At 63.7% G+C, this 14,240-nt stretch carries 14 protein-coding genes; 8 read left to right on the top strand and 6 right to left on the bottom strand.

Going from position 1 to position 14,240, the window contains the following annotated elements; translation table 11 throughout:
• Window position 1: 1 nt before the first annotated feature.
• On the bottom strand, window positions 2–1,465 hold the full coding sequence (locus tag AB8A23_RS19085; RefSeq protein ID WP_439058549.1) for an L-lactate permease: 1,464 nt from the start codon (window positions 1,463–1,465) through the stop codon (window positions 2–4).
• Window positions 1,466–1,661: 196 nt separating this feature from the next.
• On the opposite strand from AB8A23_RS19085, the gene AB8A23_RS19090 reads away from it, so the two are divergent.
• Window positions 1,662–2,000, top strand: coding sequence for a hypothetical protein (locus AB8A23_RS19090; RefSeq protein WP_439058548.1), 339 nt, complete (start codon window positions 1,662–1,664; stop codon window positions 1,998–2,000).
• 8 nt (window positions 2,001–2,008) lie between these two features.
• On the opposite strand, the gene AB8A23_RS19095 is transcribed toward AB8A23_RS19090, so the two are convergent.
• On the bottom strand, window positions 2,009–2,686 hold the full coding sequence (locus AB8A23_RS19095; RefSeq protein ID WP_120292480.1) for a nitroreductase: 678 nt from the start codon (window positions 2,684–2,686) through the stop codon (window positions 2,009–2,011).
• Between the two features lie 265 nt (window positions 2,687–2,951).
• Here AB8A23_RS19095 and AB8A23_RS19100 point away from each other — a divergent pair, with 265 nt between their 5' ends.
• The 6 genes from AB8A23_RS19100 (at window position 2,952) to AB8A23_RS19125 (ending at window position 9,955) form a co-directional block, all read left to right on the top strand.
• A complete protein-coding gene (locus AB8A23_RS19100) occupies window positions 2,952–3,410 on the top strand; it encodes an ester cyclase (RefSeq protein WP_439058547.1) in 459 nt (152 codons plus the stop codon).
• A 241-nt stretch (window positions 3,411–3,651) separates the two neighbouring features.
• Window positions 3,652–4,011 carry a hypothetical protein gene (locus tag AB8A23_RS19105; RefSeq protein ID WP_439058546.1) on the top strand — a complete coding sequence of 120 codons (360 nt, stop codon included), beginning with the start codon at window positions 3,652–3,654 and terminating at the stop codon, window positions 4,009–4,011.
• 54 nt (window positions 4,012–4,065) lie between these two features.
• Window positions 4,066–5,337, top strand: coding sequence for a divalent metal ion exporter subunit IhpA (gene ihpA / locus AB8A23_RS19110; RefSeq protein WP_439058545.1), 1,272 nt, complete (start codon window positions 4,066–4,068; stop codon window positions 5,335–5,337).
• On the top strand, window positions 5,334–6,344 hold the full coding sequence (ihpB, locus tag AB8A23_RS19115) for a divalent metal ion exporter adaptor subunit IhpB (protein WP_439058544.1): 1,011 nt from the start codon (window positions 5,334–5,336) through the stop codon (window positions 6,342–6,344). The genes ihpA and ihpB overlap by 4 nt, the downstream gene beginning before the upstream one ends.
• Window positions 6,345–6,365: 21 nt before the next feature.
• Window positions 6,366–9,587 (top strand): efflux RND transporter permease subunit, encoded by a 3,222-nt coding sequence (locus tag AB8A23_RS19120; RefSeq protein ID WP_439058543.1) that lies wholly within the window; start codon window positions 6,366–6,368, stop codon window positions 9,585–9,587.
• Window positions 9,587–9,955, top strand: coding sequence for a hypothetical protein (locus AB8A23_RS19125; protein WP_439058542.1), 369 nt, complete (start codon window positions 9,587–9,589; stop codon window positions 9,953–9,955). The genes AB8A23_RS19120 and AB8A23_RS19125 overlap by 1 nt, the downstream gene beginning before the upstream one ends.
• Before the next feature lie 65 nt (window positions 9,956–10,020).
• Here the strand turns inward: AB8A23_RS19125 and AB8A23_RS19130 are convergent, their stop codons facing one another.
• From AB8A23_RS19130 to AB8A23_RS19140, 3 genes are all read right to left on the bottom strand, one after another.
• Complete coding sequence (locus tag AB8A23_RS19130; RefSeq protein WP_439058541.1) at window positions 10,021–10,818, bottom strand: lytic transglycosylase domain-containing protein; 798 nt, start codon at window positions 10,816–10,818, stop codon at window positions 10,021–10,023.
• Window positions 10,819–10,834: 16 nt separating this feature from the next.
• Complete coding sequence (locus AB8A23_RS19135) at window positions 10,835–11,011, bottom strand: hypothetical protein (RefSeq protein ID WP_158005736.1); 177 nt, start codon at window positions 11,009–11,011, stop codon at window positions 10,835–10,837.
• 210 nt (window positions 11,012–11,221) lie between these two features.
• Window positions 11,222–11,773 carry a hypothetical protein gene (locus AB8A23_RS19140; protein WP_439058540.1) on the bottom strand — a complete coding sequence of 184 codons (552 nt, stop codon included), beginning with the start codon at window positions 11,771–11,773 and terminating at the stop codon, window positions 11,222–11,224.
• Window positions 11,774–12,031: 258 nt separating this feature from the next.
• Between AB8A23_RS19140 and AB8A23_RS19145 the strand changes: the two genes are divergently transcribed.
• Window positions 12,032–13,378, top strand: coding sequence for an alpha-hydroxy acid oxidase (locus tag AB8A23_RS19145; protein ID WP_439058539.1), 1,347 nt, complete (start codon window positions 12,032–12,034; stop codon window positions 13,376–13,378).
• A gap of 204 nt (window positions 13,379–13,582) precedes the next feature.
• Here the strand turns inward: AB8A23_RS19145 and AB8A23_RS19150 are convergent, their stop codons facing one another.
• Entirely contained in the window at window positions 13,583–13,984 is a 402-nt protein-coding gene (locus AB8A23_RS19150; RefSeq protein ID WP_439058538.1) for a hypothetical protein, read from the bottom strand.
• Between the last annotated feature and the right edge of the window lie 256 nt (window positions 13,985–14,240).

Below are 14,240 nucleotides of genomic sequence, written 5' to 3' on the forward strand. Positions count from 1 at the left end.
CTCAGATGAGCCGGGTGGCGATGAGGACGGAGATGACGAGCAGAACCGCGACGATGACCACGACGAAGGGGAGCATCGCGCGATAGGCGTCCCGCTCGTGGCCGGGCGTGCCGGCGAGATTGCAGACGATCGACATCCGCACCGGTGAGACCATGTTGAGCGACAGTGCCGCGGCGTGCTGAAGCGCGACGACGGCGGCGACGTCGAGGCCGGCCTCGGTGGCGAGGCTGAGCTGCGACGGCATGAACAATCCGTTGGCCGCATTGCCGCTATTGGCCAGCGCGCCGAACACGGCCGAGATCATCGGCGTGACCGTCACCGACCAGACCCCGAACGTGTCATACATGCCGCGGGCGAGGCCGCCGGCGATGCCCGAGCGCGACAGCAGTTCGGCCATCATCGAGAACACGATGACGGTAAGCACCGCGAGCCGGCCGGTCTTCCAGGCGGCTGTGATCTCCGCAGGGAAGGCCCGCTGATGGCCGTGTAGCAGGGCGGTCAGCACGGCGGCTGCGACCAGCCAGGTGCCGGCGTGAAACAACGGCGCCCAGACCGGCGCGCCGTCGAAGGGCTGCATGCTCCATGCGGTCTGGAGCAGTTGATTGAGCGGAGGCACGAGGCGCGTCAGCGCGAGCCAGCCGATTAGCAGCGTGAATGGCAGCATGCGCCGTGCGGCAGCGGCGATCGCCGCACGGTCCGGCTTCTCGTCGATGAGATAACGCAGCACGATGGCTGGCCCGAACGCCGCCAGCATCGCCGGCTCCGGCCCGAGAAACGCGGTCGCGACGATGGTGAGGCCAAGACTGCCGAGCAGCCAGAGCGCTTCGCTGGCGCGCTCGCGCCAGTCGGCACCGATGCCGGCGCGCTCCGCCATGCGCCAGTAGATCGGCAGCCACAGGATGTTGAACACGAGATAGATGAGACTGGTGTGCAGCGCGAGCGCTGTGGGATCGGTTCGCGCGAAGGCCGCGCCGACCACCGCGCCGCTGCCCATGGCGCCCCACACGATCATGGTCTGGCTGATCAGCGAGAAGGCGAGGAGCTCGATCGGCTTCAGGCCAAGGCGGCGGATCAGCACCATCGTCCCCATGATGCCGATGCCGAAGCCGGTGGCGGATTCCGCGAAGGGCCCGATCAGATAGCAGGCGGTGAACAGCAGGCGGCGCCGCGCATGCGCATCCGGCAGCGACGTCTCGACCGGCATGGCCGCGTCGCCAGGGCGGATCGCCATTTGCCAGAACAGCAAGCCGCCGAGAATGTAGGGCACGACGATCCAGCCGATCCATGCGCCGCGCAGCAGCGCCGTCCAGGCGTCAGAAATCCCGAACAGTTGCGGGGCGGTGGCCAGTGCGACCGCAAGCGCCGTGGCGAGGCCGATGAGCGAGGCGGGGAGCGTGCCGGCGAGTCCGCTGGCGATGGCGCCGATCACCGCCAACGCGGGCAGCGCCCAGATCAGGTAAAGCACGTTCCGCCCCCAGGTTTCTCGTTGGAGGCTGGATGCGCGGGAAAGGCAGGGACGTCAACCGCGCTGCGCGCATAGGGCGCGTGCAACGTCGATCCGCCCAGCGCTTGCTGAACCGCAATGCGTTTTGCCCGACCAACCCAGGGTGAGAGCTGATACCGAGACGCGGCCTCGCTCAATCAGCCCCGGGAGAATGCACGTGACGTCGAAAGCATTGGTGATCGCGCTGGCATTCCTGGCGTCTCCGGTATTCGCCGCCTGCAACGAGCCCGGCACCGGTACCAAAGACACGCCGATCTTTTCGCCGCCGCTCGGCGCCGTCGTCACCGGTACGGGGCGCTTGCAATTTCATTCGGCGCCAAGCGCGCATTGCGCGATGGCCGGTGTGTTTGTCATCCCCAGGGATCATCTGGTCGCTTATGCTGAAACGCGCGACGGGTGGACCTCGGTGATGTATGCGCGTGCGACGGGCGGCGGCGTCACAGGCTGGGTCAGATCATCCCGCCTGAAACACACCGGCACAGTCGGACCGCAATAGGCGACGCGTTAATTGTCGAAGCCGACGAACACCGTCGCTTCCTCGACCGACTTGCGTTCGGACACCACCGCATTGGCGGGAAAGCTGTCATCCGGCCATCCGAGCGCAATGCTTTTCATGATGACCTGATCGTCGGCAATGCCAGCATGCTCGCGCACCACCGGTGACTGCATGATGCCCTGGCTGTTGATCACGGCGCCAAGGCCGCGCGACCAGGCCGCATTGACGAGGGCGGTTGCCACGGCGCCGCAATCGAACGGCGTATCGTCGCTGCCATCCAGCACGCGGTCATAGGTCACGATCACGCAGACCGGCGCGTCGAACTGGCGGAAGCCGCGCAGCACCCAGTCCTGCCGCATCTCCTTGTCGTCCCTGGCGATCCCCATGGCCGAGAACAACTGCTTGGCGACGCCGACCTGCCGGTCGCGGTGATGACCCCCGAAAGCCTGACCGGTGCGAAATTCGCGTGACTGCGGGATACCTGCGATCATCCGTTCGGTATTGCCGGCGCGGATCCTGTCGAGCGGCTCGCCGGTCACGACATAGAAATTCCATGGCTGGGTGTTCATCGACGACGGCGCGCGCATCGCAAGGTTGATGATTTCCTCGATCAGCTTTTTGGGGACCGGATCTGGTTTGTAGCCACGGATGCTGCGGCGGCCGAGAATGACGTCATCGAACTTCATAGGCCTGGAATCTCCCGGGGGCGTCTCTGAATTGGGCGGGATATTCCCGGTTTCCTGGGCCGTGTGCAAGATTGACGTGAGGGGCAGGAGGCGGTCGCCGTTCAGTTGCAGGGCGGAACAGCGAAGCGTATTCCGCTGCGCAAACATCTCGATGGTGGCGGATTACGCTTCGCCAATCCGCCCTGCGATTGCTAGTGTTGTTGTTCAATCCCATCATGCCGGGCCGAGGGCGATGAACACACGCAGCGATCATCTTGAAAAGCCAATGACGTTCGATGGCGTGACGCTCACGCCGCAGAAGGAAGTGGTCCGCGCCTTCTACAAGGATATGTGGGACCATGCGGACGTGACTTTGATCCCGCAAATTTTCCATGAGGATTTCACCTTCAGGGGATCGCTCGGACCGGTGCTGGTCGGACATGCCCAGTTCGCCGACTATGTCCGCTGGGTCACCGGCGTGCTGCAGAATTATACGACGGACATTCTCCTGATGATCGAGGAGGGCAATCGCGTTTCCGGCAAGGTCTACTTCCATGGCGTTCAACGCGAAGCGATGTTCGGCAATCCGCCGACAGGAAAGCTCGTTGGTTGGCTTGGAGCGCCTATCTTTTCGTTCGACGGGCCGAAGGTGCGCGACCTCTGGGTGCTCGGTGACATCTACAGCCTGCTCGGGCAGATCAGGACAGATGGCATGCAGGGCAACGAATTTTCCACGTCTCGGTGAGACTGGCTGAAGCGAACTTAACCCATCCGATTGAGTTCCTCTCCTGCAGCCACGTCCAGCGATCATGACCATGTGGCCAGACGTCGCGCTTGCCACATTTGCGATCTGGTTACTCGTTAACATGGTAACACGCAGGCAATACGTACCCTGCGCATAACCATATGTTGTTACATTATTGCGCATCGACATGAATCGCCGATCCGTGCTACCTCGCTCGCAGAGTTTGAAAGAGACGCTGAAAGTGACGATTTTCGCCCGCATTCTTCGCCATGGCCTGCTGCGCATCTCGCGCAAGGCGTTGGTGATGGTTGTGTTGGCGACTTATATCTTCGCCGGCGCCATGCACGGTCTCTGCGAATTCGATGTGACCAATCCGTCCGGAGCGACGATCGTCTCGCTCGCGGAGAAGGCGACCGGCCATTCCGACAAGGGAGTTGTCGCGGACAATCACTGTCACGGCTGCTTCTCTGTGACGGCACAGCCGCTTGTCTTTGCGGCGATGCCCGTCTCCATCGAGACCCGCACTGCGGTCTTCCATGATGTCGAACGTCGCAGCCTGCCGCGCGGGATCGATCCTCCCCCACCCAAATTCCTGACCTGACCGTCATCGCCGGGCGCTTGGCGCCCAGACTCCGTCATTCGTCAGGTTTCCATCATGTTCTCGAAGATCGCCACGCGTTTTGCGTGCGCGGCTGTGCTCTTCGTCAGTTCGTCGCTGACGGGGGTAGCTCATTCGCAAACCCTCACCATGGGTGCTGCGCTTCAACGCGCGCTTGCCGCCAGTCCGCGTCTGACAGCCGCCGAGCGTGACGTCGGGATCGCGCGTGGTCAGCGCATCCAGTCCGGCGCGCTGATCAATCCGGAGATTTCGTACGAACAGGACAATTCGTTCGGTTCGGGCGCCTACAGGGGAACCCGCTCGGCGGAGACCACGCTGCAGGTCAGCCAGATGTTCGAGCTGTGGGGCAAGCGCGACGCGCGCATCGCCGCCGGTCAGGCGGGCCTCGACGTCGCGGGCATTGGACGCTTGGCCGTCCGGCTCGAAGTGCTGTCCGAGACCGCGATCGCCTTCGTGAGCGTGCTCGGCCTGCAGCGGCGGATCCAGATCCTCGACGAACAGATCGAGGCGATCGACAAGATCTCGCCGCTGCTGCAGCGGCGCGTCGAAGCTGGCGCCTCATCCATCGCAGAGACCGGACGCGCCGAGGTCGCATCGGCACTGGTCAAGGCCGACCGTGAGCGCACCAGGTCGTCGCTCGCGAGCGCGCGCCGTGAATTGGCGATCCTGATGGGCGATAGCGCGCCGAAATTCGCGGCCGTCTCCGGACGGCTGGAAGCGACCGGCAAGCCGCCGACCTTCCAGTCGGTGGTCGCGGCGATTGATGCCAACCCGCAGCTCGTCCGCTGGAAGGCGATCTATGCGCAGCGCAATGCCGAACTGCTGCTCGCCCGGTTGAAGCCCTATCCGGACGTCACGATATCCGCCGGATGGCGCCGCTTCAGTGAGACCGGCGACAACGCCGTTCGGCTTTCGCTGTCGGTGCCGATCCCGGTGTTCGACCAGAACCAGGGCAACATCCTCTCCGCGCAGGAAAGCCTCGCCAAGACCGCTGCCGAACGCCAGGGCAACCGCAACATGCTGATCGTGGTGGCGGGCCGCGCCTACGACTCGCTGCAGGGCTCGCTGCGCGAACTCGCCATCCTGCGCGAGACCGCGATCCCCAAGTCCAGGGACGCGGCCGACGCGATTTCCGAAGGCTACGGGCAGGGGCGCTATTCGCTGCTCGAAGTGCTCGACGCCCAGGCCAGCGTCGCGCAGGCGCGCCTGCGCGAGCAGGAAGCCCAGCAGAATTTCCACGTTGCTGTCGCCACCATCGAGGGGCTGGTCGGCAATCCGTTTGCACTGGCGCGGGGGAGCGCACGATGAACAAGCCGATCATGTTCCTGGTGAGCGCCGCCGCGATCTTCGCGCTCGGCGCCGGGGTCTACGCCACCGCACCGAGCAAGTCCGACACGCAGGCCGCGGCCACCTCCAAGGCTGCCAGGCAGGGCGACAAGGCCAAAGGCGAAAAGGCGAAGGGTGAGAAGGGCCGCGACGAGAAAGGCCACGGTGAAGAGGGCGTCGTGGAAATGAGCGATGCCCGCGTCGCCTCGTCGAACATCGAGATACTCTCCGCCAAAAGCGAGACGCTGCACGACTCTCTGGTGCTGAACGGCATCCTGCAGCCCAATCAGGAGACGCTGGTGCAGGTGACCCCGCGCTTTCCGGGCGTTGTACGCGAGATCAAGAAACGCATCGGCGATACTGTCGAGAAGGGCGAACTCCTCGCGAAGATCGAGAGCAACCAGAGCCTGAGCGTCTATGAGATGCGGGCGCCGATCTCGGGCACGGTGATCGACCGCCAGATCTCGCTCGGCGAATATGCCTCCGAGCAGAAGCCGGCCTTCATCGTTGCCGACATCTCGACGGTCTGGGTGGATCTGTCCGTCTACCGTCGCAACCTGCCGCGCGTCCGGATCGGCGACAAGATCCTGATCGATGTCGGCGATGGCGGACAGCCGATCGAGGCCAGCCTGTCCTACATCTCGCCGGTCGGTAGCAGCGATACGCAAAGCGCGCTCGCACGCGCCGTCGTGCCGAATATCGACATGCGCCTGCGTACGGGCCTGTTCGTGTCCGCGCGCCTGATCCTGTCAGCCAAGCCGGTCGCGATCGCCGTTCGGGCGTCGGCGATCCAGACGGTCGAGAACCGCAGCGTCGTCTTCGTCCGCAACGGCGACAAGTTCGAGGCGCGCGACGTCGAACTCGGCGCGCGCGACTCCGACAATGTCGAGATCCTGTTCGGACTGCTCGACGGCGACAGATACGCGGCGAAGAACAGCTTCATCGTGAAAGCGGAGCTCGGAAAGGGATCGGCGTCCCATGAACACTGAGCTCGCTCCGGGAATTCAACCATGATCGACAGGCTTCTCGCATTCTCCGTGCACCAGCGCTGGCTGGTCATGATCGCCGTGTTGATGATGGGCGCCTTCGGCGTCTGGAACTTCACGCGCCTGCCGATCGATGCCGTTCCTGACATCACCAATGTCCAGGTTCAGATCAATACCAACGCGCCGGGCTTCTCGCCACTGGAGGTCGAGCAGCGCATCACGTTCCCGATCGAGACGGGGATGGCCGGCCTGCCGAACCTCGTGAACACGCGCTCGCTGTCGCGCTATGGCCTCAGCCAGGTCACCGTCGTGTTCAAGGACGGCACGGACATCTATCTTGCGCGCCAGCTGGTCAACGAACGCGTCCAGCGGGTGAAGGACTCGTTGCCGACGGGCATCGAGACGGCGATGGGACCGGTCTCCACCGGCCTCGGCGAGATCTACATGTACACCGTCGAGGCGAAGGAGGGCGCGAAAAACGCTGAAGGCAAGCCCTACACGCCGAGCGATCTGCGGACCGTGCAGGACTGGATCATCAAGCCCCAGCTCCGCAACGTGCAGGGGGTCAACGAGGTCAACACCATCGGCGGCTTCGAGAAGCAGTTCCACGTGCTTCCGGATCCGGCCAGGCTGATGGCCTATCGCCTCAGCTTCCGCGACGTCATGACGTCGCTCGCCAACAACAATGCCAATGTCGGCGCCGGCTACATCGAGAAGAACGGCGAGCAGTATCTGGTGCGCACGCCCGGACAGGTCGCTGACGTCGAGGAGATCCGGCAGATCGTCATCGGCTCCCGGAACGGCGTCCCGGTCCGCATCCTCGACATCGCGGAGGTCAAGGAAGGCACGGACCTGCGCACTGGCGCGGCGACCGTCGACGGGAAGGAAGTCGTGCTCGGCACGGCGATGCTGCTGATCGGCGAGAACGGCCGGACCGTGGCGCAGCGTGTCGGGCAGAAGCTGGAGCAGATCCAGAAGTCGCTGCCGGAGGGCATCTCTCTGCGCGCGATCTACGACCGGACCCATCTGATCGATGCGACCATCGCGACCGTCGAGAAGAACCTGGTCGAGGGCGCGCTGCTCGTCATCGTGATCCTCTTCCTCATCCTCGGGAACTTCAAGGCGGCCTTCGCCACCGCGCTCGTCATTCCGCTGTCCATGCTGTTCACCATCACGGGCATGTTCGAGAACAAGGTCAGCGCCAACCTGATGAGCCTCGGCGCAATCGATTTCGGCATCATCATCGATGGCGCTGTCATCATCGTGGAGAACTGCCTGCGTCTGCTCGCCCATGAGCAGGCGAAGCGAGGGCGCCTGCTGACCCGCGAGGAACGCTTCGAGACGATCATCGAAGCGTCGCGCGAGGTCATCAAGCCCAGCCTGTTCGGCACGCTGATCATCGCGGTGGTCTATCTGCCGGTGCTCACGCTGACCGGCGTCGAAGGCAAGATGTTCACGCCCATGGCTCTGACCGTGCTGATGGCGTTGCTGAGCGCCAGCATCCTGTCGATGACCTTCGTTCCGGCCGCTGTCGCGCTGTTCGTGACCGGCAAGGTCTCCGAGAAGGAGAACTGGTTCATGCGTGCCGCACGCCGGACCTATGTGCCGTTGCTCGAACTCGCGATCCGTCTGCGCGTCGTCGTGGCGGCTGCGGCCGTGGCGCTGGTCGTCGTGAGCGGATACGCTGCGACGCGGATGGGCGGCGAGTTCATCCCGAGTCTCGACGAGGGCGACGTGGCGATCCAGGCGATGCGCATCCCCGGAACCAGCCTGACGCAATCGCTCGAGATGCAGATGGCGCTCGAGCGACGGCTATTGAAGATTCCGGAGGTGAAGGAATCCTTTGCCCGCACCGGTACTGCGGAGGTAGCAACAGATCCGATGCCGCCGTCGATCTCCGACGGCTATGTCATGCTCAAGCCGCGCGACCAGTGGCCGGACCCGAAGAAGTCGAAGCTCGATCTGATGAAGGAGATCGAGGCCGCATCCGAGGAGGTCGCCGGCAGTCTGTACGAACTCTCGCAGCCGATTCAGCTTCGCTTCAACGAACTGATCTCGGGCGTGCGCAGCGACGTCGGCGTCAAGATCTTCGGCGACGACCTCAATGTGCTGGCAGGGATCGCGGGGCAGGTGCAGTCGGCGCTGCAGAACATCCAGGGCGCCGCGGACGTCAAGACCGAGCAGGTCGCAGGGCTTCCGGTGCTGACGGTCAAGCTGGACCGCAAGGCGCTGGCGCGCTTCGGCATCAGCGTGTCGGACGTGCAGAGCCTGGTTGAGATCGCCGTGGGCGGCAAGACCGCCGGCCTGGTGTTCGAGGGCGACCGCCGCTTCGATCTCGTTGTGCGCCTTCCGGACGAACTGCGGACGGATATCGAGGCGATCAAAGCGCTGCCGATCCCTCTACCGCCGCTGGAGGGCCAGCCGAGCCAGAACAAGGCGATGCCGGCGGCGTTCGGCACCTCGCCGCTGGCCCAGATGCGCTACGCGCCGCTGTCGGAACTGGCGGAAATCTCGGTTGCGCCGGGGCCGAACCAGATCAGCCGCGAGGACGGCAAGCGCCGTATCGTCGTCTCCGCAAATGTACGCGGACGCGATCTCGGCTCCTTCGTCGGCGAGGCGCAGCAGCAGATCGCGCAGAAGGTCAAACTGCCCGCAGGCTACTGGATCGGCTGGGGCGGCCAGTTCGAGCAGCTCGTCTCGGCGACGCAGCGTCTGACCATCGTGGTTCCGATCGCGCTGCTGCTGATCTTCCTGCTGCTGTTCATCAGCCTCGGCTCCGTGGCCGACGCGCTGCTGGTCTTCAGCGGCGTGCCGCTGGCGCTCACGGGCGGCATCTTCGCGCTGCTGCTGCGTGACATTCCGTTGTCGATCAGCGCGGGCATCGGCTTCATCGCGCTCTCGGGCGTGGCGGTGCTCAACGGTCTCGTCATCATCACCTTCATTGAACGGCTGCGCCGCGACGGAAAGAAGGTGGTGGAGGCCGTGCGCGAAGGCGCGCTGACGCGCCTGCGGCCTGTGCTGATGACGGCGCTGGTGGCCTCGCTCGGCTTCGTGCCGATGGCGATCGCGACGGGGGCGGGGGCCGAGGTGCAGCGCCCGCTCGCGACCGTTGTCATCGGCGGCATCGTCTCCTCGACCATCCTCACGCTTCTCGTTCTTCCGGCGCTCTACATCCTGTTCCGCCGGGAATCGTCGCCTGCCCATGCGGAGGCGAAGCCTGTCCATGCCATCCACGGAGACCATTGATGAAGACAATCCTGCTCGTCCTATCCGCGCTGGTGCTGGCGGCGCCGGCGATGGCGCAGCACGCCCATCAGAAGGGGCCGAATGGCGGACCCATGGAGGATGTCGCCGGCGTGCATGTCGAGATGATCGCTGCGGGGAAGGTGCTGACCTTCAACATCCTCGACGAGGCCAACAAGCCGCTCCCGGCCAGCGGCTTTTCCGGCGCGGTCTTGCTGATAGCCGGAAGCGACCGCGAGACGCTGCCGCTCGTCACCTCCGGGACTGCATTGAAAGCCGAAGCGAAGGGCGACATCGCCAAGGGGGCGTCGGTGAGCGTCACGCTCAAGACCGCCGACGGCAAGTCCGGGCAGGCGAGGTTCAAGAACTGAGGGGATCAATCCCGGATGACGCAAGAGCTTCATCCCGGCGGCGCTTGCTCGACCCAAACTACGCGCTATTTATCGCTATCGGATGCCATCAGCAGGAACTTGCGCTTCAGCGCGTTGACCCTGGAGACATAACCCGCAACGGAATGGTCGCCGCATCGCTCACTGGCCGTCATCTGGAAGCGACGGCGTGCATAAGCGGTGGCGGGTCCTCCACCGCACAGATGGATGAAGGCGGCGAGATCCTGCACCTGTTGCGGGGTCGGCGCCACGCCGCCGGCGCGCGCGAGGACGGCGGCGACATTGCGGTCCAGATAGATCGATGCGAGCTCGGTGGCATGGCTCGGGATGGCACGAATATAGGGGCCGAAGCCGCAGCCCGTATCCTGAACCGCGTTCGCCCGGATGCAGAAGCGCGAAACTTCGGCATAGGCCGGATCGGTCATTTGAAAGAGACCGACGGCGCTGGATGCGGGCCGATAGATCGCGAACGGATTGAAGCTGAACCGCCAGCGCCAATAGGTGCGATCCAGGGGATTGCCGGAACTCTCGACCTGCGCCAGCGCGGCCAGCAATTCGGGCGTGATCGACCGCGTCGAAAAGGCGCGAAACAGCGGCCCGTAATGCCGCCACGTCTCGGCCGGCTCCTTGTCCAGCCTGTGGCCGACAAAGAAGAACAACTCGGTCGGCTTGTGGATCACGTGATAGATGAGGTTGGACAGCACGAGGGTGACAAGCACGATTGCGACGGCGCCAGTGATTTGAATGGCGCGCGGCAGTTTCGCGAGCTTCCGTTGCGCCGAGCGCAGGCTGCGCCGCCAGCGGTGACGGCGTTTGGCGCTGAAGATGAACGGGACCTTCGTCATGGCTGATGGCAGCGCGCTAATCCGCCTGCGGCTGGCTGATGCCGAGCTTCTTGACGCGGGTGCGGACTGATAGCGGTGACCGCTTCAACCGGATCGCGATCTCGTTGACGCTGCGACCGACCGACAATTGCCGCCGCAATTCTTCGTCCTGCTGTGAGGTCCAGACAGCGTCGGATTTCTGGCTTAGTTTCATGAGCACTTATAATAGTCTGTAGCCCGGATGAAGCCAACGGGTCGCGCGTCGCGCGCCCGATGATAAACTCCGCGTAATTCGGGCTACGCTTGCTTTCGCGATACGCAGTTGCCTCGCTTCACAGCGCCGGACGGCGAGCGGCCGGGTTTCGTGATGCGCGGGTCGCGATGGTTTCACCGGCAGCAGATGTCTCGACGTTGGTGCATCCGATTACTGGTTCTGGATGGAGACGCTCATTCCGCTCAGGTCGAAATCGAACTGGAGGCCCAGTTGTTCGCCTTCCAGCGTCAGGACGACGCCCTTGGCGTTGCGCATCTGGATGGCGCGCCTGCCTGCGCCGACCGCCACACCTGCACCGAGCGCCGTATAAATGCCTTCGATGTCCGAAGCCTGATGCATATTTTGCGCCGCGCCGACCAGATCGGTCGAGGAGCCCCCAAACGTCAGGCCCGCGCTCACGCCGCCGATGCGAAACGGATACATCTCACCACGGAAACTGAGGATTCCGCTCCCTGCCTGCGCTCCGATGAACCATCCGGCCTTGAAGAACTTGAAGCGGACTTTGCCGGTGTCCGCGTGAGCGGGCAGCGACAGTGCGGCGGACAGCAGAGTTGCGACGGTGAGACGCGTGAGGCAGCGAGCTATTTGAAAGCGCATATTGATATTCCGGTCATCGGGCTGCCGCGTGACGGCCCCGCGGCAACTAGATAGAGCATCGCAGGACTCGTCAATGACGGAGGTCGACGCGCGGTCGCCTCCCAACGGGCGCAACGTCCGAAGTCAACGGGTGGGGCGCAAGTGCGACCTGTCCGCCGTAGCTCGCAGAGCGAAGGCGGAAGCGTAGCCGATACGACGATGGCGGATTACGCAGCGCCAATCCGGCCACCGCTTGCCGATGGACATGCGACCAAAATTGTCATTATATCGCCGGAATGTCATCGCCTACCTGATGACACTGGTGACGACGATACAGACCAATCCGCCTAACCTGCAGCACTCATTCGCATTCGAAAGAACACGATGACAGGTCTCTCGCGCAGGACGACGCTGGTGAAGGCGACAAGTGCAGCCGGGGTGTCGGATATTTCAGAGCGCACCATGATCGCGCGCCGCCAACTCCTGCGTTTTTTCGCCGCCAGTCCTCTTCTCACGGCGACCTCTCTCGGTGCGATCACCACCCTGTTGACGGCTAACTCGCATCAAGCGCTCGCGCAGAGCTACGACGTGCTGCGCGGCTCGCGAAGGGCGTTCGGCCCGGACGGCATCATCACCGCTCCGGCCGATGCGCTGGACGTGTTTGAGTTCGAGCCGGCGGCGAAGAAGGCCGTGCTCAGCCAGGACGCGCCGGCCCACTGGGGCTACCTCCAGAGCGGCGTCGACGGCGACGTGACGCGCGACGCCAACCACACGGCCTTCGCGAAGTACAACATCCGCGTCCAGCGTCTCATCGATGCGCGGAAGATCGACACCAGCGTGAAGATCTTCGGCGAGACCTGGGCCAGCCCCATCTTCATGTGCCCGGTCAGCAGTCTCGGCGCCTACGATCCCGAGGCCGGGGTCACCGTGGCGCGCGCCGCTGCCAAGCGCAACCATCCGATGATTCTCTCGACGGTCGATAATGCGAGCATCGTCGACGTCAACAAGGCGCACGGCCGGCCCGCCTGGTTCATGTTGTATCCGACCGATGACTGGAACGTGACGCGCGCGCTGGTGCAGCGCGCCGAGAGCGCGGGCTCTCCGGCGATCGTCCTCACGGTCGACCGCCAGGGCGGCCGCAACACCGAAACCCTGTTCCGCGAGCGGCGCCAGGACCTGCGCGAGTGCTCGGGCTGTCACACACCGGGCTTCACCAATGAGGTCAGCCGCAAGGCCAACTTCGCGGACATCGACGTTTCCAAAGTCACCAACCTCTACGGCACCGGGATGACGTGGGAGTTCGTCGATCGCCTGCGCGGGATCGTCAAGGGCAAGCTCGTGCTCAAGGGCATCATGACGGGTGAGGACGCCAAGGAGGCGTTGCGCCACGGCGTGGACGGCCTGATCGTCTCCAACCACGGCGGGCGCGCGGAAGAGAGCGGGCAGTCGACGATCGGTGTGCTGGCGGAGGTCGTGGATTCGGTCGGCGGCCGCATCCCGGTTCTCATCGACGGGGGCGTACGCCGCGGCACCGATGTCCTGAAGGCGCTCGCCTTGGGCGCCGCGGCTGTCGGCATTGGCCGGCCTTACGTGTGGGGCCTGGCGTCATTCGGCGAGGCCGGCGTGGACCGGGTGCTGCAGATCCTGGACGATGAGTTCATCACGATCATGCGGCAGGTGGGTGCGCTGGACATCAACCACATCACGCGGCGCTGCGTCACCAGCGCCTAGCCGTGCCCGACCTCTGGTGAATGAAGCGCGCCTCGTGCCTCGACAATGGCCGTGGACGGTTTGACCGCGTACTGCAAGACATCCAAGGGACTAGGGAAAACGCAGCGCGTAGGGCGGAATGCCGAAGGGTATTGCGCCGAGAAATAGCTGTGGCGGATTACGCTGCGCTAATCCGCGTTACGCTTGCTGCGTTGAATAGTGCCGCTACAGTCTGAGGCATAGTTTGAAATGATCCCATGGCCAGTCACGGCTCACGCCTATAGTCAGGTTGATATCTTTTGCAGTTTGGAATCGTTCAGGCGCGTCCCGCCACGTCGCAATGAGTAGCGTGCTCATATCTCTGTAGCCTGATGGACATCGGCCGTCTTCACGAGCGAAGACAACGGAGTCCTTCGGAATGCCCAATCGATCACGAACAAACATGCGATCGTATATGACGAGAGTGGTTATGCTGGCAGCAATTGCAAACAGGCAGCTAATCACCGTGCTTGCGGCGAACGGATACCGCTCCTTTATCTTGGGAAAGCGACTTACGAGCGCAGCTAGAATGGCTGGGATCGCCCAACCCAAAATGATCACAACAATTGAGTTCCCCAGATCGGTCATTGCGCCCTCCGGTTGAAATTGTACAGTTGGTTTCTAATTGCGTGCAGTATTGCAGGCCATTGCTTTGGGCACAACACGGGTGGAAAAATGTCAGTGAAGAAACTATCTGGTCGCAAAAGTACGAAGAGGGAAATCCAAGCTCGGGAAAAAACGTAGAATTGCTGAGGTGAGGCACACACAATTGAAAGCGGCGGCAGAAAGGCGGAAGCAGAGAGCTGATCACTCGGACGATCAGTGAGCAGAGCGCAAGAGTGAG

Source organism: Tardiphaga sp. 619_E2_N8_4 (assembly GCF_051810905.1).
GTDB lineage: Bacteria > Pseudomonadota > Alphaproteobacteria > Rhizobiales > Xanthobacteraceae > Tardiphaga > Tardiphaga robiniae.